Source organism: Faecalispora jeddahensis (genome assembly GCF_000577335.1).
Lineage (GTDB): Bacteria > Bacillota > Clostridia > Oscillospirales > Acutalibacteraceae > Faecalispora > Faecalispora jeddahensis.
Map to the genome: position 1 here is coordinate 33,037 of NZ_CBYL010000013.1, position 24,878 is coordinate 57,914.

Here is a 24,878-nt window from a genome sequence, read left to right on the forward strand (position 1 = left end):
ACGAAAGTCCGCTGTTTTGCACAAGCCCGGGGCAGAAAAGCGATGCCGCTTCGGCGGCTGTAACGAAGATCGAAATAAAATTTTGAATTTATGTCCGTTTGTGGTAGAATAAAGCGGTATTTGTATAGAACGGGCGGGGGATTCCGCCCCTTAGAAGTAACGGAGGAAACAGCACATGATAACAGTATCCGAATTGGGATTGGGCTTTAACGGGCAGAATTTATTTTCAGGCGTTAACCTGCTCTTTACCCCGGGCAACTGCTACGGCGTGATCGGCGCGAACGGCGCTGGAAAATCGACCTTTTTGAAAATCCTGTCCGGCGAGCTGGAACCGACCAAGGGCGAGGTCATCATCGACCCCAAGCTGCGCATGTCGGTGCTCAAGCAGGATCACTACGCGTTTGACGCCTTTACGGTGTTTGATACGATTTTGCAGGGCAATCCGCGCCTGTACGAGGTTTCCAAGCAGAAGGACGCCCTGTACGCAAAAGAGGATTTTTCGGAGGAAGACGGCAATCTGGCGGCAGAGCTGGAAGCGGAGTTCGCCGAAATGAACGGCTGGGACGCCGAGACCGAGGCGGGCAAGCTTCTGCAGGGCTTGGGCCTTTCGGTCGACCTGCTGCATTCGCAGATGGGCGCGCTTTCCGAAACGGAAAAGGTAAAGATTCTGCTGGCGCAGGCTCTGTTCGGCCAGCCCGATATTATTCTGCTGGACGAGCCGACGAACGGTCTGGACGTCGATTCCATCCACTGGCTCGAGGATTTTCTGATGGATTACATCGGCACCGTCATCGTGGTGTCGCATGACCGTCATTTCCTGAATGATATCTGCACCCACATTGTAGACATCGACTATACCAAAATCCGCATGTATGTGGGCAACTACGATTTCTGGTATGAGTCCAGCCAGCTGATTCAGCGCGTGATGCGCGACCAGAACCGCAAAAATGAGGACAAGATCAAAGAGCTGCAGGCGTTTATTCAGCGCTTTTCCGCGAACAAATCGAAATCCAAGCAGGCTACCTCGCGTAAAAAGCTGCTGGATAAAATCACCGTGGAGGAAATGCCCGCTTCGTCCCGCCGTTACCCCTATGTGGGCTTTACGATGGACCGCGAGCCCGGCAAGGAAATCCTCACGGTGGAAAATCTGAGCAAAACGATAGACGGCGTCAAGGTGCTCGACAATATTTCGTTCCGCGTCAACAAGGGCGACAAGATCGCGTTCCTCGCGGAAAACAAGCTGGCCGTTACCACCCTGTTCAAAATTCTGACGGAAGAGCTCACGCCGGACGAGGGAACATTCAAATGGGGCGTGAGCACCACACAGTCGTATTTTCCCCAGGACAACTCGGAGTATTTTAATGACTGCGACCTGAGCATCCTCAGATGGCTCGAGCAGTATTCAAAGGATACCACAGAAACTTACCTGCGCGGTTTCTTGGGCAAGATGCTCTTCTCCGGCGAGGATGTGTTGAAGCCGGTGAATGTACTCTCCGGTGGTGAGAAAGTGCGCTGCATGCTTTCGCGCATGATGATGTTCGGATCGAATGTCCTGCTGCTCGACCAGCCCACCAACCACCTCGATCTGGAGTCCATCACGGCGGTGAACAACGGCATGATCGAGTTCAAGGGCGTGATCCTGTTTGCTTCTCACGACCACCAGTTCGTGCAGACGGTCGCGAACCGCATCATAGAGATTCTGCCCGAGGGCGGCGTGCTTGACCGCATGACAACGTATGAAGAATATCTGGAAATGAAAGCGCAGCGCGCCTAAGGCGCTGAAACGGAGGCGTTACCGATATGAGTACGACAAGAGTTCGGGAATATTTAAAGCAGTTTGAAAAGGATGGCCAGGTGCAGGAGTTCGATGTATCCAGCGCGACAGTGGAGCTTGCCGCCGAGGCGCTGGGAGTGGAGCCCGCCAGAATCGCCAAGACAATCTCTTTAAAGGATGAAAACGGCTGCATTTTAATTGTTGCCGCCGGCGATGGGAAGATCGACAATTCTGCATTCAAGCGTCACTTTGGCATGAAAGCCAGAATGCTTGTGCCGGAGGAGACGGAAGAGCTGACCGGCTACCGTGTAGGGGGAATCTGCCCGTTTGACAATCCCGAAGGGGCGAAGGTGTATCTGGATGAATCCCTGCGCCGCTTTCAAACGGTGTTCCCGGCCTGCGGAACCTCGAATTCAGCCATTGAGCTCACGTGCGATGAGCTGCTGGAATGCTCCCGCGCTCAGGGCTGGGTCGATGTCTGCAAGGGCTGGAGGGAACAGTCTGCCGAGGGGTAATTCCATATGAAGTATCTGCCGAATGCGCTGACTCTGCTGCGGATCGTGCTGTGCGTTCCGCTGCTGTTTCTGCGGCCTTTTTCCGTATGGTTCTTTGTGCTGTATACCATCTGCGGGATCAGTGATATGCTCGACGGGTACCTTGCCCGAAGGCTCGGCTGTGCCGGCCCGGCGGGCGCCCGGCTCGACAGCGCGGCGGACTTTACTTTTGCCGCGGTGCTGCTGTTCCGGCTGGTTCCGGCCATGAACCTGCCGGTCTGGCTCTTTTGGTGGATTGCCGGCATCGCGCTCATCAAGTTTTCTTCTCTCGCGGCCGGGTATGTCCGACACAAGCAGGCCGCTTTTCTGCACACCTATGCCAATAAGGCGGCGGGGCTGCTGCTGTTCTGCCTGCCCTACGGGTTTCCCCTTTGGGGGCTTTCGGCCGGGGCGGCGGTTTGCCTGTTTGCCACCCTTGCAGCCGTAGAAGAGCTGATTCTCTGCCTGATCTCTCCAGTGCTGAACCAGGATGTGAAAGGGCTTTTCTTTCGGTGAAGTTAGGCTGAAACATCGTTCGATATACTATTATAAACGAGAAAAGCGCCCATGAACCGCGGTTCATGGGCGCTTTTCTCGTTTCAATTACGGCTGCTTGTCTTTTGTATTCCTGTACAGGGCACATCAAGGAGCAGTGCGATAAAAGTCGCGAACGGATCGGGAGGGGAAGAAGAGAAACAGTGATCAAACAGCTTGACGAAAACAAAAAAGCCTGATAGAATATGAATGAATAAAATTTATATTCATTCATATTCTGAGGAGGAGTATTTTGGGAAAGAAAGAAGATATTTTCTCAGCCGCTTATGAGCTTTTTTCAAAAAACGGGTTTAAGTCTGTGAATGTAGCAGACATCACTCGTTTGGCCGGGATCAGCGTGGGGTCCTTTTATCATTATTATCCATCCAAGGAAGACCTGTTCATAGAAATTTACATGGAAGAAAATAAAAAGGTCAAAGATCATATCATAGAATCTTTGGATCTGTGCGTCTGGCCTGCGGAGATCGCGCAAAAATTCATTTCTCTGAATATGGAAGCAATGAAGAATAACCTGATTTTATGCGAATGGTGCGCAGGAAATATTGAAAAAGAATTAAAAGCCTATTATCAAAACAATCCGCAGAACTACGCGACCTCTGTTCGGGGGTTCTTAGAAGCATTGCTCGACCAATGGCGTTGTGACCATAAATTGCGCGAAGATATGAGCAATGAAGAAATGATGGCCGTATTTGACGCGCTGGCTTATTTAGATGCCAATTTAGAGGATCATTCTTCTGCCGGGGCCCTTCAAACGGTTCAGTGGCTTGTCAAATTTGCAGCGCTGGGAATCACGAAGCAGCAAGGAACGAATGCGTAAATCCTTCCTTCAGAATCCTGTGTTTGGGGGTGTGATCTGAATTAAAATGAAAAAAGCATTCGTGACGATAATGACCTTGTCCAGAATCCCGCTTGCCTTTTTGTTCGGGTTCTTTTGTATCGAGCTGGAACAGCCGCTGTGGCCTTGCCTGATCGTTTTTTTACTGGTTTCTCTTACGGATTGGCTGGATGGAAAGCTGGCCCGCACCTTGCATGCGGCCTCAGCTCTTGGCGCGTGGTTAGACGTTTCCTGTGATTTGTTTTTTATGATCGTATCCTGTCTGTCGCTTTGGCTCACAGGCAGAATGCCGATGATCCTGCCGATCGTTATTATCATAAAATTTACTGAATTTCTGGTGACATCCCACTGGAGCAGACAGATCGGTGTAAGGCAAAACGCATTCTTTTTTGACCCTTTCGGAAGATTGTCGGCGGCGTTATTATATGGATTGCCTATTTTGACGTTATTAGTGAGCAGTATAGTACCCAAAGCGCGGATCGGCCTGTTTGCAATGACGATCCTGTTCTGTATCCTGTCATCGGCCATCCGGATCGTTCACTGTCTGCGGATGGAGCATGAACAAAAGAATCCGGCTTTGTAATCAGGCTGCCAAAAGAAACTCTTCGGCTGCAATGGAAAGGGCCTCCGCAAATTGCGGAGGCCCTTTCCAATTAGGGGGGAAGATGAAAAAGGATTATACGTGAAACCCAAAATAGCGGTTGGTATTGTTGAAGGAAATATCCTGCACCATTTTGCCGAGGTACTCGATATCATCCGGATATTCGCCGTTCTCTACCCATGTGCCGATCAGGTTGCACAGGATGCGGCGGAAATACTCGTGGCGGGTGTAGGACAGAAAGCTTCTGGAGTCGGTCAGCATACCGGCAAAGGTGCCGAGTACCCCAAGATTTGCGAGGCTGGTCATCTGCTCGATCATACCCGTCTTGGTGTCGTTGAACCACCATGCGGAGCCCTGCTGCAGCTTGCCCTCGGCTTCGGTTCCCTGGAAGCACCCGATTAAGGCGCCGACCATCGCGTTATCCGTGGGGTTCAGGGGGTAGATGATGGTTTTGGGCAGCTCGCCGGTGTTGTTCAGCTCATTCAGGAATTTTGCCGCGCTGTCCGCGCAGCAGTAGGTGGCGATGCAGTCAAAGCCGCTGTCCGGGCCAACGCGGTCAAACATGCGGTCGTTAACGCTGCGCAGCGCGCCATAGTGCAGCTCCATCACCCAGCCGAGCTTCGCGTATTTGCGGCCGACGAACAGAAGAATCGCATACTTGTATTTTTCGATTTCGTCCTGTGTCAAAGCCTGACCGTTCAGGCCCTTTTTCAGGATGGCGTTGAGCTCCTCTTCCGTAGCGGGATTGTACATCATATAATCCACGCCGTGGTCAGAGGCGCGGCAGCCCATGCTGTCGAAGAATTCCATTCGTTTGGCCAGCGCGGTGCGCACATCTTCGACGGTCTGAATGGAAACGCCGCTGACCTTTGCGAGCTTCTGCATATACTCCGCAAAGTCGGGCTTGTTGATATTCATTGCCTTGTCGGGGCGCCAGGCCGGTACCACCTTTACATCGAAAGTGGGGTCGTCCTTCAGCTTCTGGTGCCATTCCAAAGAATCGATCGGATCATCGGTGGTTGCGATTGCCCTCACGTTAGACTGTTTGATCAGCCCGCGAACACTCATGCCGTCTTCCTGCAGCTTTTTGTTGCACAGGTTCCACACTTCCTCGGCGGTATCGGCGTTCAAAACGCCGTCGTAGCCAAAGTAGCGGCGCAGTTCCAGGTGCGTCCAGTGGTAGACCGGGTTGCCGATCGCTTTCGGCAGGCACTCGGCAAATTTCTGGAACTTTTCGCGGTCGCTGCTCTTATTGCCGGTAATCAAATCCTCGTCTACGCCGCAGGAGCGGATGACGCGCCATTTGTAATGGTCGCCGCCCAGCCATACCTGCGTGATGTTGTCAAACTTGCGGTTCTCGGCGATCTCCTGCGGGATGATGTGGCAGTGATAGTCGATGATCGGCATTTTGCTCGCGTAGTCGTGAAACAGCGTTCTCGCCGTTTCGTTGGTCAACAGGAAATCGTCATCCAAAAACTTTTTCATGATTTGATCCTCCAGTTCTTTCTTTCATCACATTGAATACCGATCTTCCATAAAACATGAAATCGCAATGGCTGTTCCTTTCCTGCTGAAAGCGGGAGCGAACAACCGGCTTTCCACATTTTTATTGCAGATCGGTATGAAAGGTGTCCCGCTGCACCAGCGTAGCGGAGATCACCATTTTCTGCGGTACACTTTTTCCCTCCAGAATCCCGGTCAGCATCGAGATGGCCGCGGGGCAGAGCGTGTCGAGCATGTTGTCCACACTCGTGAGGGAAGGGGAGCAGCACTCAGACAAAATCGAGTTGTTAAAGCCGATCACCGGCGCGCTGCGGCCAAATTCCTGCAGCGCTTTCATCGCGCCGATCGCCAGCAGGTCTTCCGACGCCATCACGGCGCTGAAAGACACGCCGGATTCAAGAAGCGAAAGCACACGGCGTTTGACTTCATCCACCGATTTGGGCACCTGCACAATCAGATTTTCATTGATCGGCAGTCCGCACTGCTTCATCCCGGCCCGGTAGCCGCTGAGCTTGGAGCAGCCGCTGTACGTCAGGATATCGTAAAGATAGAGAATATCACGGTGCTTCTGGCGGTTCAGCAGGGCCACGTTCTGCGCCACGGCGGACTGCTCGTCACAGGTGACGCAGTAGGTGCCGGGCAGCTCTACCAGCCCGTTGATAATGATAACGGGAACCTGCTTTGCCGCGTTTTCAATATGGCTGTTGTCCACATTCTCTTTAAAAGCGGAGCCGATCAGAATCACCGCGTCCACCCGTTTGGCCAAAAGCAGCTCCAGGTATTTTTTCTTGTCCTCCAGGTCATTCCCGGTGCAGCACAAAAGCGCGTCAAACCCGTTTCGGCGCAGCAGTCCCTCCACCAGAGAAACCGCCTTCGCGTAAAAGGTATCGGCAATATCGGTGCACAGAATCCCGATGATTTTCATGGAGTTCAGGTTCAGGCCCCGCGCGAACGCGTTCGGAATATAGTCTTCCTGCTCGATCACGGCCATCACCTTTTCCCGCGTGGCGGCGCTCACGTTGGGGCTGCCGTTCATCACGCGCGAAACCGTCGCGATCGAAACGCCGCTGCGCTGCGCAATATCATAAATGTTCATAAAACGAAGCATCACCTCTTTTGTAAGGGCTTACAATTGAGTATATCCTTTTCTATCTAAAAAATCAAGGATATTTTCCTGAAAATTTAGTTTTTATGGATGATGAAAGAATAATACAAAAGCTTTTGAAAAATCTATTGACATTTGTTCCCTAAATGCTAAAATGAAAAATGTAAGCACTTACATCGGCTGTAAATGGAAATCTTCAATGGAAAAGTGGGAAGAGTAATCCTTTGATGCTTTCATTGAAGAACAGTTAGGAAAAGGAGTTATCGTTGTTATGAAACAGATTCAGGAGCTTCATTCGCGCACACCCCGCGAGATAAAGGTCGTACAATTCGGCGAAGGGAATTTTTTGAGAGCCTTTGTGGACTATTTTATTGACGTCGCCAACGAGAAGGGGGCGTTTAACGGCGACGTAGCCGTGGTAAAACCGATCTCGTTCGGAACTCTGGAGCGTTTTCACAAGCAGAACAATCTGTATACGGTTTCTCTGCGCGGCCGTAGAAACGGCGAGCCCTATGTGGAAAACCGCGTGGTCACCTGCATCAATCAGGTGGTGGATGCCTACGGCGAGTACGAGGAATACGCGGCCCTGGCGAAGCTCCCCGGCCTGCGCTTTGTGGTGTCGAACACGACGGAAGCGGGCATCGTATATGACGAAACCGACCGCTTTGAGCTGACTCCCCCCAATACCTACCCCGGCAAGCTGACCAAGTTCCTGCATGAGCGCTATGAGGCGTTTTCCGGTGCGAAGGACAAGGGTCTGATCATACTGCCGGTGGAGCTGATCGAAAATAACGGCGGCAAGCTGCGCGACTGTGTAAACCGTCTGATCGACCTGTGGAAGCTCGGCGATGAATTCAAAAGCTGGGTGGCCGAAAGCTGCGTGTTCTGCAGCACGCTGGTAGACCGCATTGTCAGCGGTTACCCCAGAGGGGAAGCCGATGCGATCTGCGAAAAGGAGCTCGGCTATCAGGATGAGCTGCTGGATGCCGGCGAGCCGTTCGCCCTGTGGGTCATCGAAAGCGACAAGGATATTTCCGGCGAGCTGCCGATCGATCATCTCGGAAAAGCCGGGATGGACGTGATCTTTACCGATAACCAGAAACCGTACCGCGAGAGAAAGGTGCGTATTCTCAACGGCGCGCATACCTCCTGTGTTCTGGCGGCATATCTGACCGGCAAAAACATTGTGCGCGACGCGATGCAGGATCCCTTGTGCCGTGAGCTGATGGAGCGCACCGTGTTCGACGAGATCGTACCCACCGTCAAGCTGCCCCGCGAGCAGGCGGAGGCCTTTGCCAACTCGGTGCTGGAGCGCTTCGACAACCCGTTTGTCGACCACGAGATTCTCTCCATCGCGCTGAACTCTGTTTCCAAATGGAAATCCCGCATTCTGCCCACCTTTAAGGATCAGTATGCGGCAAGCGGCAAAGCGCCCAAATTCCTTACCTTCTCCTTCGCAGCCCTGCTCGCGTTCTATACCATTGAAAAGCTGGAAGACGGCATGATGGTCTGCCTGCGCGGCGGCGAGCCTTATCGCTTTAAGGATGATGAGCCGGTGATGGAATTCTTCCTGAAGCACTGCAAGCTGCCTGTGGCGGAATATGTGCGCGCGGCCGCGTCGCATGTGGAATTCTGGGGCGAGGACCTGACAAAGTACGGCGATTTTGCGGAAGCAGTAACCGCCGATCTCGAGGATATCCGTGTGAACGAAATGACAGCCGCAATTCGCAAGCTGCTGGGAAAATAAACGGAGGGGGCTTCTATGAACCAGTTTTATCAAATTAATCCGAAAGATACGGTCATCGTCGCACTGCAGCCGATTCCCGCGGGAACGGTGCTCGACGTGGACGGACAAGAGCTGATCACGGTAAACGATGTGCCGCCGGGCCATAAGATTGCACTGAAAGAGATGGAGAAGGGGGAGCCGATCATCAAATACGGCTTTCCCATCGGCACCGCGGCCCGCCCGATTCAGCGCGGGGAGTGGGTGCATACCCATAATGTCAAAACAACGCTCGGCGAGCTGCTGGATTACACCTATACGCCCGATTTTCACGAGCTGGAGGCCATCGCGCCAAAAAGCTTTCAGGGCTTCCGCAGAAAAGACGGTAAGGTGGGCGTTCGCAACGAGGTTTGGATCATCCCGACCGTGGGGTGCGTCAATTCCATCGTCAAGCAGATAGAGCTGCAGTCCCAGCAGTTTTTAACCCCCGAGCTGGACGGCATCTTCTGCTATACCCATCCCTACGGCTGTTCGCAGCTTTCCGGCGACCATGTGAACACCCAGCTGGCTCTGGCGGGGATGGCGCATCACCCGAACGCCGGAGCGGTTTTGGTGGTGGGCCTCGGCTGTGAAAACAACACCATGGAGCAGATGAAGAAGGTGCTGGGGGATTACAACCCCGAGCGCATCAAATTCATGATCTGTCAGGAATTTGAAGACGAGGTGGAAGAGGGCGTCCGTCTGATGGAAGAGCTGTGCCGGTATGCGTCGCAGTTCCATCGGGAGGAGTGCAGCGTTTCCGATCTCGTGATTGGCCTGAAATGCGGCGGCTCCGACGGTTTCTCCGGCATCACCGCGAATCCGCTCGTCGGCGCGTTTTCCGATCTGCTGGTCGCGCAGGGCGGCACCAGTATTTTAACCGAGGTGCCGGAGATGTTCGGCGCTGAAACGATCCTGATGAACCGCGGAAAAGACCGTCAGACCTTTGACAAGACGGTCGATCTGATCAACAACTTTAAAAAATACTTTATGCGCTATGGGGAAGAGATCGACTCTAACCCATCCCCCGGCAACAAGGCCGGCGGAATCACCACACTGGAGGATAAATCCCTCGGCTGCATCCAGAAGGGCGGCAGCAGCAAGGTGGTGGATGTCCTGAGTTACGGTCAGGCAGTTACCCAGAAAGGGCTGAACCTGCTGCAAGGGCCGGGCAACGATCTGGTGGCGTCCACAGCGCTGGCGATTTCCGGGGCGCATATCGTCCTGTTTACCACGGGCCGCGGCACGCCGTTTGCCTGTCCTGTTCCTACCATCAAGATTTCCAGCAACACGGCGCTCAGCCAGAAAAAATCCGGATGGATCGACTTTAACGCCGGTCAGCTTCTGGAGGGCCGTTCCATGCGCGATGTCGCCGAGGAATTTTTCAATTTTGTCGTGGATGTTGCTTCCGGCAGCAAGCACGCAAAATCCGAAAGCCTGGACAAGCGCGACCTGCCGATCTTTAAAGACGGCGTAACACTCTGATTCCGCTTATATCGATTCCCTTTTATGCGGCGCCCTTGCTTTTGCGGGGGGCGCTGCTTTCATATGGTGGAAGGAAAGTCTGAATATACCATTTTTGCTCATTTGTCAATAGAACACAGTGGTGCTTTGTGTTTGTGATATACTGTAAAAAAGCTTGTTGCGATGCTAAACCATTACTTAGAATGATGGTACTCGCAACATAATATTGTAGGATAGCCTCTTTATCGTTTAAATAAAAGGAGAATAGGAGGAATTGGTATGCAAGAAAAGGAACCCGTTGAAGGCAGTACAATCGGCTTGCAGGAGAGTAAACAGGATTTAAAAGAAATTGCGTCTTTCGCGAACCGTCTTCTGCTTCTTTTTCTCTCTTCTTACGGTTTGTCTTCGATTGTTGTACAGATTGTTCAAAGAAGCGTGAAAAGCGCATTGGTGGATGATTTAAGCCAAATTTTACAGTTGTGCATCGCTTTGATCCTTGCACTTGTTTTCGGCAGCTGCCTGTTTCGGATGACTCCGAAGCAGATTGTCTTTGGAAAAAGGACAGATCCTAAGCTGCCGGCGATTGACAGTGCTTTTTTAATGTTATCTCTTTTCTTCTTTGAATGGGGAATTGTTTTATTGAGTATTCCTTTTTTGAAGAGATCTTCCCCTGATGACTTTAACCCAGATCCCTTTTTCTATTTGATGACATCGATAATAGGCTTCTGCATTCTCGTCCCTGTGAATGAAGAAATTCTATTCCGAAGAATCGGTTTTCAGTATGTGCAAAAATATGGGACGATGTTTGCTGTCGTGACTTCTTCCGTCGTTTTTGCATTCGCACACGGTGTCCGTTTTCAAGTCTTTTATGCTCTCTTACTTGGATTGTGCGCCGGAATCCTCTTTGCCAAAACCGGGAGTATTTTGTGGCCCATTCTTCTGCATACGGCGCATAACGGCTTTATGGTGGCGATGACCTATCTATTTCCCTTTTACGAAGGAATCCCATCCCTCCGCTTTTATTCTCTTTGGGTTCTGTTCACTGTGCTATGTGTTATATGCTTTCTCCTTTATACTGCTCGTCAGAAGATTAGTCTGCGGGATCTTTCCATAAAAGCAGGTATGAAAAAAATCTGGACACAGATGAAATCCGATAAAAGCAAATATAAGGCCTATTTTACTTCAGCAGGCGGGCTTGGCTTTATTGTGATGGCTGTCATTAATTTATTAGCTGGACTGACCTGATGAAGGCAAAGCCGTAATGAAGTGTCCCACCATTTAGATCTGTTTTCATTTAATGCTCACTAAAATAACGAGAGCAAACAACGCCCACTCAACTCCAACTTCCCACACCTAATATTTCATAGGGGGTCGCAATTTGTCTTTTGTAGCGTCTAAAATAAAATCCCTGCGAAAAAACCAGTTTTTTAAGAATGTGGCGGTCCTGAGCAGCGGCACGGCGGTGGCACAGCTCCTATTGCCTCTTGCGTCCCTGTGGATTTTGAGCCGGCTCTATGCACCGGAGCTCTGGGGCATTTATGGCATTTATGGTTCGATTACGACCATCACGCAGCAAGTCGCCTGTTTTCGCTACGATTATGCGATTGTAGTGGCGGACAGCGATGAGGAGGCCGGCGGTGCTTTTGTGCTCAGCGCAGCGCTGGCGGCTCTGTTTTCGGCCTTTATCGGCCTCGTGATGTGGCCCTTCATCCCTTCTCTCGGCGTGGCGCTGAATCTCACGGGCGGCGCGGAGCACACGCTCTGGATGGTTCCGTTGACGACGGTTATCTTTAGTCTTACTAACGCGCTCAATTATTACAATGTGCGGTTTGAAAAATATAAGGTAATTTCGGTTTCCAACATCATCCGCGTTTCGGTGATGATCGTCTCGCAAATAGGGCTCGCCTTGCTGGGCACCGGCTATTGGGGGCTGATTGTCGGGCAGTTTTTGTCGTATTTCTTCGGCAACTTCCGAATGGTGATGACGCTCAAGGGCCGTATTCACCGCTCGATGTTCCGCCTCTCCTTTTTAAAGAAAGTGGCGCGCAAAAATGTAGCGTACCCCAAATACATGCTGCCGAGCGCTATCGCCAACAGCCTTGCCATGAATATAATGGGCGTATTTACCCAGATGAGTTACGGCAGGGTGATGAATGGCTATTACAGCCAAATCAACCGACTGTTGGGGCAGCCGGCACAGCTGATTTCTCAGGCGGTTTCCCAAGTGTTTCTGCGGGGCGCGGCAGTGGATAAGTACAACGGCAAAAAGCTCAGCAAAACGTTTGCTACCACGACCAAATGGCTGCTTATTATTGCTGTATTCCCATTCGGCGTACTGCTGCTGTGGGGTGAACCCATCATTTCTCGATTTTTAGGTGAGGAATGGTTGCCCATGGCGGAATACCTCAGATATTTGATTCCGCTGTTTATGGTGCGCTTTGTGGTGACGCCGCTCATAAACTCCGCCATCGCGCTTGGGCGCCAAAAGGCAACGATGGTATGGCAGTTCTTTTTGCTCACCGTGGTTTTGATTCCGTCGCTATTAACGATGGTTATCCCGATGACTTATGCGCAGTATCTACTTGCGGCCAGTCTGCCGATGGCGGCGGCCTACCTGATCTTCTACCGCTTTTGCCAGAAGATTGTTAAGAGCACCGCATGAAATTTTATCTGTTTCCCCGCATTCGACGGGAACAGAAGAGAGATGATAATCAGTAGGGGCGTGTTTTTAGGTATAGCATGTTAGAGGATAGATAATTATTGATTTAGACTCCCCACCCCAAGTGGCAAAACACGTAAAGAAAAGAATAGGGGCGAGAGGTTACTGCTTTCAGTGTTGTGTCTTGTATTTACCATCCCTTGTTTTCGTTCACGATGTTCTCGGAATAATGAAAACATTTATCGATCGCTTGGCCTACAGCGCACGTTTATTCCAGTATGCGGGTAGGTCAGGGTTTACAGTAACAACAACCTCCGGTTTGGGAGCAGAGGCTGCGGTAAATCCGTTGAGTGCCAAAGGCTTCCCCTGGCGCGCCTTCAGCGGACGAGCGGCAGAAGGTATCCATAGCCTTCGCGCTCCATTTCTTCTTTCGGGATAAACCTTAGCGCGGCGCTGTTGATGCAGTACCGCTGGCCGCCCAGCTCCTTCGGACCATCCGGGAATACGTGACCCAGATGGGCGTCACCCACACGGCTTTTGACCTCTGTGCGCAGCATCCCGTGAGAGGAGTCGGTTTGTTCCCGTACCACATTGGGATCAATCGGTTTTGCAAAGCTGGGCCACCCGCAGCCGGAATCAAATTTATCGCTGGAAGAAAAAAGCGGTTCTCCGGTTGTGATGTCCACATAGATGCCAGAGCGGAATTGATGGTCGAACTCATTCTGGAATGGCGGCTCCGTCGCCTGCTGCTGCGTCACCTTGTATTGCAAAGGCGTTAAGCTGCTGCGCAGGGTCTCGTCGTCGGGCAATTGATAGTCCGCAGGGTTCACGACCGCCTGCTTGACTTTTTCAAACTGTACCGGAGCAATATGGCAATAGCCGCCCGGGTTCTTGTCCAGGTATTTCTGGTGGTATTCTTCTGCCGGGAAGTAATTCAAAAGCGGCTGTACCTCAATCGCAATGCAGCGGTCGTATCGCTTTTGCAGGCGGGCCAAAGACTGTTCGATCACCGGCAGATCGTCTGCATCGGTGTAATAGATTCCAGTGCGGTACTGACGCCCGACATCGCCGCCCTGCCGGTTGAGCGACAGCGGATTGATCGAACCGTAGTATAGCTCCAGCAAAAATCCCAGAGACAGCTTCTGTGGATCATAAACAACGCGCACCGTTTCGGCATGTCCGGTGTTTTGGTTGCAAACCTCTTCATAGGTCGGGGAATCCGTCGTTCCGTTTGCATAGCCGGTCTGTGTGGATAAGACTCCGGGAATAGCAGAGAGGTATTTTTCAGTACCCCAAAAACATCCGCCCGCTAAATAGATTTCTGACATAACACTGCCTCCGTTCTGTTTTTTTATTGGTGAATAGAGCTTGTTCCAAATTCGGATACAAGCTGATGATGACATAACGGCAATCATAAAACCGTATTTTATTATGAAAAGAAGTTCCCTGAGACTATTATAGCATAAGCTCAGAACTATATTGATAAAAGAACTGCCAGAGAAAACAAAACCGCTAAGCCGGTGGTTCCATGCTCTCTCAGGCGCTTTGCTTTCGCTTACGCCGTGAGGTTATTATAGCACAAGCTCAAAACTATATTGATAAAAGAACTGCTCAAGAAAACAAAATCGCTAAGCCGGTGCTTCAATGTTCTCTCAGGCATCGAAAGCTTTGCTTTCGCTTATGCCGTGAGGTTATTATAGCATAAACAGACAAAAGTCATACGGCGCGGCGAAAATGGAGGGGATTATTCTATTTCAAAATGGAATTTAAGATATAAAAAGACAGAGCAGAAACAATTGTTTCTGCTCTGTTGGTGCGAGGGAGGAGACTTGAACTCCTATGAGCTTGCGCTCACTAGAACCTGAATCTAGCGCGTCTGCCAATTCCGCCACTCTCGCGTTTTTTCGCAATCGCTTGACTGCTTGAGTATTATAGCATGGCGATTTTTGTTTGTCAACAAGGTTTTCAAAAAAAATTCGACAATTTTTCTTTCGCCTCTCTTAATTCGACATTCGTGCAAAAGAACCCCGGAACGAATGCGGCCTAAGAGCATCTCAGAAAGAAAAGGATAAGATCAAAATCTTTGATTTGGCGAGAATTTTCGCTATCGATTCGTGGCACATTTTGGCAATTTCGGCATTCTTACCGAAAGGATTACAAATAAGCGCCTGATTATTCATAAAACCTCCATTTTTAATCAATTCAGGAAATAAACGTATATTTTGACAAGATTCACCATATGCATGCGCTATAATTAAAAACAGAAAATGAGTGATAAATAGAAAGGATGTATAACACTGATGAGAATAATGGTAACAAAAGAAGAGCTGGAACGCAAACTGACTCAAGTCAGTCATAATGATTTAATTGAGTTATGCATTGTACCGGCGCAAAAAGATGGAGCGGAATATAACCCCGCATTTTTGCATCTCGGTTTCATACATAATGGACAATATTATGATTTGGAATCGATCGATGCTTACTTCAATCAGGAAGGAATCAAAACCGCCTGATTCAAGAATCTGCCATCACATAAGTATCATTTAAAGTGACTGAACCATCCCCAAGATATGATTGTAAAAACCAAATATCCTAATCACCCGAAAGGGCCCGTCTGTAGAAAGACGGGCCCTTTCGGGGGTTCATTACATAGTAATATGGGAAAAGTGTGGCGTAAGCATCGGTAAGGCCGTTCTGCAGCCAGTGAAAGGTTCGCTGGCGCGTTGAGCAGCAAGGGAGGGTAGTTGTTCCGAAGTGCTGCCAAACCCTAAGAAATTCGGTTAAGAATCCGTCAAAGCAGCGTGCGTCCGGAATCTATGTGAATCATGAGTCATGTATTTTCCAGCCATTGAAATAACTTATTTGCATTCTATCACGTTGTTATTTTTTAGTCAATCTAATTTTTAGAAATAATTTGATTTTTTTTGAAATATTTCTGCTTTCTGGCATTCAGAAAAAGACGTCATAAGCTCTTTCAGCCATGGAAAGCCGAAAGACAAATCCACAATCCTATAATAAAAATCCTCCTCTGTGCTTCGGTGATCCACAAAAACACAGGGGAGGAGAAAATGATTTTCCGTTTTTATAAAGTATGATAGAATAAGACAATATCCTCATAAGTACCGTCTTTCATCAAAAAACCGTGGGGAACGGTTCCGATTTCGATAAAGCCCAGCCTGCGGTATAAACGAATTGCATGTACGTTGCTTTTTACCACAGCATTGAATTGTAAAAGCTGAAAACCAAGGGCCTTGCTCTTTTCCAGTGAGTGCTTTACCAAAAGCTCCCCAATGCCCTTTCCTCTGGCCAAAGGCCGGATCATGTACCCTGCATTGGCCTGATGCCCGCATCGCCCTACGTTATTGGGGTGAAGAATGTACAAACCCGCCACTTCACCATCTTCTTCTGCAACCGCGGTAAAGCTCTGCTGTGCAAAAAATTCTTCTGCCTGTTCTGGCGTCAGAAAGTCTGTTTGCGGAAATGTATTTCCCTCTTCGATGATAGTGTTCCATATCTCCGTCAACGCGGGAACGTCCTGTATTTGATATTCTCTGATGATCGCCATCGTGCACTTCCTGTCTGCGGTTTTGCGCTGTATTGATTGAGAAAAGTATAGCACAAAGCAACTTTCCTGACAAGAAAACAGCTTGCCTTTCACATTAATTTACAATAAAATGTAAAAAAGTATTGACTTTTTCAAATACCGGTGTTATTATAGTTAAGCGCTCTTGAAGAGCAACAAAATATCGCGGAGTGGAGCAGTCCGGTAGCTCGTCGGGCTCATAACCCGAAGGTCGTAGGTTCAAATCCTGCCTCCGCAACCATATTTAATATTACGAGAAGCCCATAGAAATATGGGCTTCTCGTAATATTATGATAAAATGATATATAATGGGCGAAGACAACTGAAATTGAAATCGTCCTTAGATACAATTTTTTGAGTGCCATTAATAATCGGGTCTGGTTTGTCCTATATCTGGCTACTCTCACCAGATACGTATTTGCTCTTTCCTGCTATGCAGGTCAGGCGCGCTCACTTAACAAGTTCCAACTGTTAAGGTCGTGGCTGCACTATCTATCATAAGAGTATTACTACACCCTATACCGATTTTGACATTCAATTTCTGTGAATCGCTACATCCACGATCTCATTCATTTGCCGGAAGGCAAAAAACAAGAGCCTAGACGCAGCCGGTAAACTGTACGTCTAAGACCCTTGACAAGTATATGTTAACCATGCCACCATAAAGTAACACAGAAAACCAACCCTGTTAATGACATTTAGTCTTCAGAACGTACTTGACTTACGTTTTGATTAGTGTAAGAAACCGGCGAAATTTCTTACAGCTAATGCGTTGTTAATGGGGTTAAATTATGTCTTTTCTTAAATTGTACCAATTGAGTGATTGGAAAGCAATAAAAACTTTAACTACTTAGTCATTATATATTTCAGTCGGACATTTTGTTCGACTGATTTTTTATTTATTTTTAATGGTAAAATTTGGTTGAATAATGATACTTACAAAGCTATAATGGGAGTAAATGGTAAATTTCTATTATAGCAATAATATGCAATTCAACAACCATAATGGGACACAAAAAAGAAATACCTTGAAATTTTACAGCATTTGTAGATGCCTGTAAGGAGATTACTATTTGGAGGACTTCTATGGACAGTCGTATATCCATACGCACTATTACGATAAAAAATTTTCGTTCAATAAGGCGAGAAAACATTAAGGTTGGGGACTTTAACATTTTTGTCGGAATGAATGATGCAGGAAAATCAAATGTTTTGAAGGCAATGAACCTTTTTTTCAACGATCGTGTTGAGGAAAATGTTCCGTACAGCTACAAACGAGATTTTTCTTACTTATATCCTCCAAAAAGCAAGGAAGCAAAGGCAATAACAATAACTATTCAGTTTTACATTCCATCTACATTTTCTGATGGTGGACTATATACATGGGAGAAAGTATGGAAGCAAACAGGTAAGGTTTCTGATGTAATAAAAAATGCTAAAGGTGAAGAGCCTGGCTCACGCTCACGTATTCCAGCAGCTTTGCAAAAAATAAAGTATAGATATGTTCCAGCAATAAAGAGCGACGCGTATTTTAAGTCGTTGTTAGCGGATTTGTATTCTTCTGTTTCCGCTTCTCTTGATACCACACTTGCAGAAGCGGTTCAATTATTCTCTGATACATTGAGCGGATATACGCAGTCTATTACTCTTGATGCTTCAAAAAGATTAAATATTTCAAGTCAGCTTGAAATACCTGAGAATTTGGGTGAAATCTTTAGGTCTTTAGTATTTAGAACCAATAAATCTATTGATTCTATTAGTGTTCCACTTACATCGCGAGGAGATGGTATTCAGGCACGGCATATCCCCATTATCTTAAAATACATTGCGAATGAAGATCAAAAATCAAGAAATCAGGGTTCTACAAAAGTTACAACAATTTGGGGGATCGAGGAGCCTGAAAACGGCTTAGAACTGTCAAATGCTTTTGCTCTTGCTGACGAGTTTGTAGAATATGCTAAAGAACTCCAGATCTTTATTACGACACATTCCCCAGCGTTTTATATGAAAAAAGAGGAGAATGGAGTAACAGTATTTTATGTTGAAAAAAAGGAGTCAAGGAGTGAAGAGACCCAAATAAATACCGGAAAAACCAATAAGGCAATCGCAAGCGAAATGGGGCTAATGCCATTAATTGCTCCATATGTTGAAGAGCAAAAAAAGAAATACGAGGAAAGATTACAATTACTTAAATCAGCAGTTCAGCTATATGATACTGAATCACTTTCAGATATTCCAACAATTTTTGTAGAAGGCAAAACAGATATAGAGTATCTGACTATGGCAATTAAGATACACTCAGTTGAACTGCAAAAGTTATTAGATAACAAAAAACTTCGAATTTTCTCGAAAGAAGGACGGGGCGGATGTGGGATGATAGAGCATCTTGTATACGCCTGGATTTATCTGGGAAACAAAAGTAGGTGTATTGCCCTTTTTGATAAAGATGATGCAGGATGTACTGTCAAAAACAGAATGGAGGCATCATCAATATTTAAAGGCTCCGAAAATGTATCATCAAAGTTTATTTCTCCAACGCAAGAAATCATAGCTTTACTCAGTCGTAAAGGATGCGATTTCCCATTTGAAATTGAACATATTCTTTCTATCGATTGTTGGAAAAAAATAACTGAAAAAAAGCTGGCTGTTCGCAGAGAGACTGATGAGTTATATAAGATGGTAAAAAGCTCGCTTGGAACAACACAGACAATTGACGATGCTCTTGAATCATTATCAACTAATGCTGATTTTGTAAATACAATTGTTAAGATGCAACCGCATAAGGATAAGAAGACTCAGATATGCGAGTTTGTTAAAAAACAAGTTGACAATGGAAAATTTGATTTCTTATCCGGCTTTGAAAACACCATATCAGCAATAGAAAAGATACTAATAAAATGAACTTCTCATTATGTTTATTAGTAGAATTGCTTTAAATCATTACATATCTAATAAATCGCACAATTGTTCGATTTATTAGATTTTTGGAGAAGATCAATCCGTATTTAGCGTTTGTTTTGTAGTGTACAATGCATCTGTTTTTCTTTAAATTATCGCCAGAGATATCCAAAATAGCTTCTACCATTGAAAAGGAAAAGAAATTACAGGGAGGGGTGGCACAATGCCATCACTCCCTGTAATTTCCTTGTCAATCCTGATGCCATATCAGGGAATGAACCATAAAATTAAAGAATTTGTTTTGACTACTATATAAAGAATAAAGGTTCTGCCCGTCGGGCGAAATCTCTTTCCAGCATTAATTTATGTGATGTGAATTGCTCATCGTCAAAATATTTTGCATCTTGTGGACACCGTTTTACACAGGCATGACACTTAATGCATATTCCAATTATGTCAGAAGGGTCGTTTGGATTGATAGACCCCATCGGACACCGGCGAATGCAAATACCGCAATGATTACACTTTTCCATATCGGTCTTTGGCTTAGCCTTTAAAAAGACCGTAGGCTTTCCATCAAGTCCTTTCGGAGTATAGTACACTTCTGGAGGGTTGGTGCCTTTTACGTCAATAGGCTGTGGTAGGGTTTTGAGTGTGTCGACCTTTTCAGCTATTTTCGTTGCAAATTCCTTAACCTTCTCCATATCGGTCTGATCCGGCCGACCGGCTGCCAGAACCGTTGAAAAAGCATGCTGAGCGGCTACACCAGCCCCTGCAATCGTATGAAATCCATTGGCTTCTAAAATATTTCGAAGTTCAATCAGAGCATCATCAAAGTTGCGGTTACCGAATACCGCAACAGGTACAGCGAGGGCATCATTTCCGATAAAGTGACTCTGTACATAAGGTAGCAATTTATTTGGTATTCTTCCTGCATAAACAGGGATTCCCCATATAACCAAATCCGTTTTGTTAAAAGTATTCATTGCTTCCCTTGCAGCTGGAAGAGTATAGTCTAGCTTTTCCACTGGAAGATTTAGTTTTTCTCCGATGGCATCTGCAAGAGAAACAACTGTTTTTTCGGTGTTTCCAACGGGGCTAAAATATACTGCCCATACCTTATTAATTTCCACTTTCATTTTCTCTCCCTTTAATGATAATTATGTAAATTATATCACACTACCTATATCTCACGAACTGATTTAAAGAAATATCAAAAGAAACTGCTTTATAGGTAGACAATTAAACAAGCGTGATATTTGAGCATATTTAATACACTAAGAATCTTTGCTTTTCTCATTTCGAAGCTGCTAAACATTGATTTTATATCTCTTAATTTTGTTATAGCGGTTACTATGAGAAATATTAAGATGAGTTGCCGTCATAGTCAAATTAAGGTCACATTCCAGAAGAGCATCTTTGATGATTGATTTTTCATAATTTTCTACCATCTGTATTTCTGCGGCCCGATGCTCAATATGGATGGACAGTTAAAATGAAATTAACAAAGAGTTTGCCAAAGATATTGTTGCAATACTTCGAATTTCATTGAGTTTGGCAGATGAATTCATTGGAGGTGCACTTTTGTCACAAGAAAACCTGTTTCCTCCAGAAGCTACATTCTGCCTTAAAATAATAACAGGACAAAAAGTTAAAGAATTTAAAATATCCTCCGACACTCGATGATTTGCCCAAAGCAATTTATAGTGTTTTCTGCTGTACGTGAAAAGCACCACACGTTGAGAATTAAAATCCAAAGTTAAGTAAGTAATCTTGTGTAGACCATATATCCGGGTTAGGACGATCTGAAATTTTACAGCGTTATGCAAGCAAAGTCTGTGCTGAAAAATTGATTTCTGTGCTACAGTTAGACAGATAAATATTGCCATCTAAAGCCGGATAGGATTCTAAGAAAGAATCTTAAATAATCTGAAATCTGCTTGTAAAGCATTGTTATAGGTGCAGGACAATATTATAATTGTCAAGGAGTTAGAGGGTGCTAACCGCCTCCGAACAGAAAGGTAGGTAAAAATTTTTATGAAAAAACAATGGAATAAAGTAAGGCTCGCAGCAGGAATGATGAGCATCTTGCTCCTTGTTGCAGGTTGCTCAACACAGACGCCAAGCGGCTCGCCACAATCTTCCGGCGCTCCTTCCGCCACAAACACGGCTGCAAAAGACGAGGTAATCGTGGCGGTTGGCGGGGAAAAGGAATCCGGATATGATCCCTGCACGGGATGGGGAAGCAGCGGCACTCCCATCTTTCAAAGCAAGCTGCTGGATACGGATACAAACAATCAGTTGAAAAACGACCTTGCCACCGAATATAGCGTCAGTAAGGATGGTCTTACTTGGACATTCAAGATTCGCAATGACGTCATTTGCCACGACGGTGAAAAGCTGACCGCAAAAGATGTGGCGTTTACTTATAACAAGACCAAGGAAAACGGCATTTCCACCGTCGATCTGACCCTGTTGGACAAGGCTGAGGCAACTGACGACACAACGGTCGTGTTCCGCATGAAGTCTCCCATGTCCACCTTTATTTATCAGACGGCTGCCTTGGGAATCGTGCCTGAGCATGCTTACGGTGATCCGACGGCTTATGCGCAGAAGCCTGTAGGTTCCGGTCCCTATCGATTTGTGCAGTGGGATAAAGGGCAGCAGCTGATTGTGGAAGCAAACGAGAACTATTACGGCGGAACGCCTCCCTTTAAGCGTCTTGTACTTTTGTTCCTCAGCGATGACGCGGCATACGCGGCACTGCAGGCTGGACAAGTTGATGTAGCAAAAATTTCAGAAAACCTCGCAGTAAAGGGAATGTCCGGCTATAATTTGGTGGATTGCAAAACCAACGATTTCCGCACGATAGCGTTGCCTGTGCAAAAGCCGGGTGAAACCAGCAAAGAGGGATACGCAATCGGCAACGAAGTGACCAGTGATATGGCGATCCGCAAGGCATTGGCAAACGGGATCAACCGTCAGAAAATCATCGATACCGTACTCAATGGTTACGGCGAGGTTGCCTACACCGTTTCCCAGGGGCTGCCATGGGATAATAAAGAGGTAATTCTCACCGACGGCAATGTGGAGGCAGCAAAGAAAATTTTGGATGATGCTGGCTGGGTGGATACCGATGGTGATGGAATCCGCGAGAAGAACGGCAGGAAAGCAGAGTTCAGTTTGATTTATGCTTCCGACGATTCTACCCGTCAATCGATTTCTATGGCATTCAGTGAGCAGGCAAAGACATTTGGTATTAATGTGATTACCGAAGGTCTTTCCTCCGCAGACCGTAATCCCCGCAAACACAAGGATGCCTTTATGCTGGGTGGCGGTGACTATAACCCCACTCCTGTTTACAATGCACTTTATGGTGCTTACGCAGCAAAAGGCGGCTGGTACAATATTGTAGCTTATAAAAACCCAACGGTTGATAAGTATCTTGAAGCAGCCATAGCGGCAACCACGCAGGAAGAAGCCAATCAATACTGGCAAAAAGCGCAGTGGGACGGAACGACCGGCGGCAGCATTCTTGGCGATGCGCCTTATATTTACGTCGCAAATATCAGCCATCTTTATTTTGTCCGGGATGGAATCAGCATAGGCGAGCAGAAGATTCACCCTCACGATCATGGCTTTGCGGTATTGGGCAACATCATGGACTGGAGCGCTGTAAAATAGTCTGAATTCAGTATCAAGGCAAATGCGGCCATACCCGGTTGTGGTTTGGCCGCATTTTGCATGAAAAGAAGGGAGAAATGAGAGTGCGATGAAAAAAGGTATAGCAAAAATAATCGCAGAAAATTTTTTACGCGGTGTCACATTGCTGATTGCAGTGGTCATCGTTACCTTTCTGCTGGCAAATGCATCCCCCATCGATCCAATCAGTGCTTACGTCGGATCGGAAAGCGCAATCAGTGAAGAGCAAAGGGCTGCGATTGCCGAATACTGGGGCCTTAACGAGCCTCCGGCCGGCCGGCTCGTTAGCTGGTTAAAGGCGCTTGCAAATGGTGATATGGGCAGATCCTACTACTTTCAACAGCCTGTAACCGCAGTAATAGGGGAACGTTTCGCGCAATCCATTATGCTGATGGGGGTTGCATGGGTGCTGTCGGGAATTTTCGGATTTCTGCTGGGAGTCATTTCAGCGGCTTGCCGCAATAGTCCGATCGATAAGGCGATTAAAACAGTCTGCCTGCTGCTGTCCTCCAGCCCGGCATTTTGGCTGGGACTATTGCTGATGATGGTATTCGCGGTAAAGCTTGGGTGGTTTCCGCTAGGGCTTTCCGCACCGATCGGTAAGCTGGCGGGCGAGGTGACAATCTGGGAGCGGCTGCATCATTTGGTATTGCCGGCAGTCACGCTTTCCATCACCGGAGTGTCCAACATTGCGCTGCATACCCGGCAGAAGCTGATTGACATTATGGAAAGCGACTTTATGCTCTTTGCACAGGCACGAGGAGAGGGAAAATGGCAGGCGATCCGCCGTCATGGATTCCGCAATATTCTTTTGCCGGCTGTTACCCTGCAGTTTGCGGCGATCAGCGAGCTGTTCGGCGGCTCGGTGCTGGCGGAGAATGTTTTTTCCTATACCGGCATCGGACAGGCCGCCGTGCTTGCAGGAACTCACGGGGATACACCGTTGCTGATGGGAATTGCTTTGTTCAGCGCATTGTTTGTCTTTTGCGGAAATATGATTGCCAATCTGCTTTATCCCGTGATCGATCCTCAAATCAGGGAGGTAGCACATGCCAAGTAAAATCGTTGCAGTAGGAAAACCTTTGGTCAATCGCCGCACATGGACTTTGGCGATCATCATAGCGGCAATCGTGATTTTGATTGGTGTGGCGGCAGCAGGTGTTTTTATGCTGCCGGATGCCTATGCCACCAATTTTGAAAACAAGAATCTGCCGCCGTCATTCTCGCATCTGTTCGGCACCGACTGGATGGGCCGCGATATGCTTGCGCGCACAGTAAAGGGACTTTCCACCAGTATCCTGATCGGCGTATTGGCGGCAGGCATCAGCTCTGTGATAGCGGTCATTCTGGGTACCCTTTCGGCTGTTATGGGGAAAAAAGTGGATCAGGCTGTCTTGTGGCTGATCGATATGGTGCAGGGCATTCCTCATCTGATTCTGCTGATGCTCATCTCTTTTATGCTTGGTAAGGGCCTGCAGGGCGTTATGGTAGGTATCGCAGTCAGCCATTGGCCCAATCTGGCGCGCGTTGTCCGTGCTGAGGTTCTGGCGGTAAAGAACGCACAGTTTGTACAGGCATCGCGTAAGATGGGGCGCAGCCGGTTATTTATCGCCGTGCGGCATATTCTGCCCCATGTAGTTCCACAATACATTGTCGGATTAATTTTATTATTCCCACATGCTATTTTACATGAAGCCTCCATCACTTTTCTGGGGTTTGGGCTGTCTCCGGAGGAACCGGCGGTCGGTGTCATTTTGTCCGAATCCATGCGCTATCTGACCTCCGGATTTTGGTGGCTTACGGTACTTCCCGGCGCGGCGCTTTTGTTGATTGTACTGCTGTTTGATGCGATCGGGGACAATTTGCGAACCATTATAGATCCATACAGCGCACAGGAATAGGAG

General features: G+C 47.6%; 20 protein-coding genes and 2 tRNA genes. 15 read left to right on the top strand and 7 right to left on the bottom strand.

Annotated elements, in window-relative coordinates; all coding sequences use genetic code 11:
- Window positions 1–175 precede the first annotated feature (175 nt).
- The 5 genes from TY09_RS06955 (at window position 176) to TY09_RS06975 (ending at window position 4,280) form a co-directional block, all read left to right on the top strand.
- Window positions 176–1,774: an ABC-F family ATP-binding cassette domain-containing protein gene (locus TY09_RS06955; RefSeq protein WP_042432403.1), complete on the top strand. Its 1,599-nt coding sequence runs from the start codon at window positions 176–178 to the stop codon at window positions 1,772–1,774.
- A gap of 26 nt (window positions 1,775–1,800) precedes the next feature.
- On the top strand, window positions 1,801–2,289 hold the full coding sequence (locus tag TY09_RS06960; RefSeq protein ID WP_009066733.1) for a YbaK/EbsC family protein: 489 nt from the start codon (window positions 1,801–1,803) through the stop codon (window positions 2,287–2,289).
- Between the two features lie 6 nt (window positions 2,290–2,295).
- Entirely contained in the window at window positions 2,296–2,823 is a 528-nt protein-coding gene (locus tag TY09_RS06965; RefSeq protein ID WP_042432406.1) for a CDP-alcohol phosphatidyltransferase family protein, read from the top strand.
- 271 nt (window positions 2,824–3,094) lie between these two features.
- Complete coding sequence (locus TY09_RS06970; protein WP_042432409.1) at window positions 3,095–3,679, top strand: TetR/AcrR family transcriptional regulator; 585 nt, start codon at window positions 3,095–3,097, stop codon at window positions 3,677–3,679.
- 46 nt (window positions 3,680–3,725) lie between these two features.
- On the top strand, window positions 3,726–4,280 hold the full coding sequence (locus TY09_RS06975) for a CDP-alcohol phosphatidyltransferase family protein (protein ID WP_052335568.1): 555 nt from the start codon (window positions 3,726–3,728) through the stop codon (window positions 4,278–4,280).
- Between the two features lie 93 nt (window positions 4,281–4,373).
- Here TY09_RS06975 and uxaC read toward each other — a convergent pair whose 3' ends face one another.
- Window positions 4,374–5,783: a glucuronate isomerase gene (uxaC, locus tag TY09_RS06980; protein WP_009066704.1), complete on the bottom strand. Its 1,410-nt coding sequence runs from the start codon at window positions 5,781–5,783 to the stop codon at window positions 4,374–4,376.
- A gap of 121 nt (window positions 5,784–5,904) precedes the next feature.
- The gene (locus tag TY09_RS06985; protein WP_042432411.1) at window positions 5,905–6,897 is read right to left on the bottom strand and encodes a LacI family DNA-binding transcriptional regulator; all 993 of its coding nucleotides are present in this window, start codon (window positions 6,895–6,897) and stop codon (window positions 5,905–5,907) included.
- A gap of 280 nt (window positions 6,898–7,177) precedes the next feature.
- Here TY09_RS06985 and TY09_RS06990 point away from each other — a divergent pair, with 280 nt between their 5' ends.
- From TY09_RS06990 to TY09_RS07005, 4 genes are all read left to right on the top strand, one after another.
- A complete protein-coding gene (locus TY09_RS06990) occupies window positions 7,178–8,653 on the top strand; it encodes a tagaturonate reductase (protein ID WP_042432413.1) in 1,476 nt (491 codons plus the stop codon).
- Window positions 8,654–8,668: 15 nt separating this feature from the next.
- A complete protein-coding gene (locus TY09_RS06995) occupies window positions 8,669–10,153 on the top strand; it encodes a UxaA family hydrolase (RefSeq protein ID WP_042432416.1) in 1,485 nt (494 codons plus the stop codon).
- 258 nt (window positions 10,154–10,411) lie between these two features.
- Window positions 10,412–11,377 (top strand): CPBP family intramembrane glutamic endopeptidase, encoded by a 966-nt coding sequence (locus TY09_RS07000; RefSeq protein ID WP_042432418.1) that lies wholly within the window; start codon window positions 10,412–10,414, stop codon window positions 11,375–11,377.
- 133 nt (window positions 11,378–11,510) lie between these two features.
- Entirely contained in the window at window positions 11,511–12,794 is a 1,284-nt protein-coding gene (locus TY09_RS07005; protein ID WP_042432421.1) for a lipopolysaccharide biosynthesis protein, read from the top strand.
- Between the two features lie 374 nt (window positions 12,795–13,168).
- Here the strand turns inward: TY09_RS07005 and msrB are convergent, their stop codons facing one another.
- Window positions 13,169–14,119 (bottom strand): peptide-methionine (R)-S-oxide reductase MsrB, encoded by a 951-nt coding sequence (gene msrB / locus TY09_RS07010; RefSeq protein WP_042432422.1) that lies wholly within the window; start codon window positions 14,117–14,119, stop codon window positions 13,169–13,171.
- 483 nt (window positions 14,120–14,602) lie between these two features.
- Window positions 14,603–14,689, bottom strand: a tRNA-Leu gene (locus TY09_RS07015).
- A gap of 402 nt (window positions 14,690–15,091) precedes the next feature.
- On the opposite strand from TY09_RS07015, the gene TY09_RS07020 reads away from it, so the two are divergent.
- Entirely contained in the window at window positions 15,092–15,304 is a 213-nt protein-coding gene (locus tag TY09_RS07020; RefSeq protein WP_035317348.1) for a hypothetical protein, read from the top strand.
- A gap of 569 nt (window positions 15,305–15,873) precedes the next feature.
- Here the strand turns inward: TY09_RS07020 and TY09_RS07025 are convergent.
- The gene (locus TY09_RS07025) at window positions 15,874–16,356 is read right to left on the bottom strand and encodes a GNAT family N-acetyltransferase (RefSeq protein ID WP_042432425.1); all 483 of its coding nucleotides are present in this window, start codon (window positions 16,354–16,356) and stop codon (window positions 15,874–15,876) included.
- Between the two features lie 182 nt (window positions 16,357–16,538).
- On the opposite strand from TY09_RS07025, the gene TY09_RS07030 reads away from it, so the two are divergent.
- Both TY09_RS07030 and TY09_RS17585 read left to right on the top strand, forming a co-directional pair.
- A tRNA-Met gene (locus TY09_RS07030) sits at window positions 16,539–16,615 on the top strand.
- Window positions 16,616–17,460: 845 nt separating this feature from the next.
- Window positions 17,461–19,275 (top strand): ATP-dependent nuclease, encoded by a 1,815-nt coding sequence (locus tag TY09_RS17585; protein WP_052335569.1) that lies wholly within the window; start codon window positions 17,461–17,463, stop codon window positions 19,273–19,275.
- 305 nt (window positions 19,276–19,580) lie between these two features.
- On the opposite strand, the gene TY09_RS07040 is transcribed toward TY09_RS17585, so the two are convergent.
- Both TY09_RS07040 and TY09_RS19010 read right to left on the bottom strand, forming a co-directional pair.
- Window positions 19,581–20,411, bottom strand: a complete 831-nt coding sequence (locus TY09_RS07040) for an EFR1 family ferrodoxin (RefSeq protein ID WP_187119590.1) — start codon at window positions 20,409–20,411, stop codon at window positions 19,581–19,583.
- 171 nt (window positions 20,412–20,582) lie between these two features.
- The gene (locus TY09_RS19010; RefSeq protein WP_147584629.1) at window positions 20,583–20,723 is read right to left on the bottom strand and encodes a helix-turn-helix domain-containing protein; all 141 of its coding nucleotides are present in this window, start codon (window positions 20,721–20,723) and stop codon (window positions 20,583–20,585) included.
- 586 nt (window positions 20,724–21,309) lie between these two features.
- Between TY09_RS19010 and TY09_RS07045 the strand changes: the two genes are divergently transcribed.
- The 3 genes from TY09_RS07045 (at window position 21,310) to TY09_RS07055 (ending at window position 24,875) form a co-directional block, all read left to right on the top strand.
- Window positions 21,310–22,956 (top strand): ABC transporter substrate-binding protein, encoded by a 1,647-nt coding sequence (locus TY09_RS07045; RefSeq protein WP_042432427.1) that lies wholly within the window; start codon window positions 21,310–21,312, stop codon window positions 22,954–22,956.
- A gap of 88 nt (window positions 22,957–23,044) precedes the next feature.
- Complete coding sequence (locus TY09_RS07050; RefSeq protein ID WP_042432431.1) at window positions 23,045–24,034, top strand: ABC transporter permease; 990 nt, start codon at window positions 23,045–23,047, stop codon at window positions 24,032–24,034.
- Window positions 24,024–24,875 carry an ABC transporter permease gene (locus TY09_RS07055; RefSeq protein ID WP_042432434.1) on the top strand — a complete coding sequence of 284 codons (852 nt, stop codon included), beginning with the start codon at window positions 24,024–24,026 and terminating at the stop codon, window positions 24,873–24,875. Before TY09_RS07050 ends, TY09_RS07055 begins: the two co-directional genes overlap by 11 nt.
- Window positions 24,876–24,878: the final 3 nt, after the last annotated feature.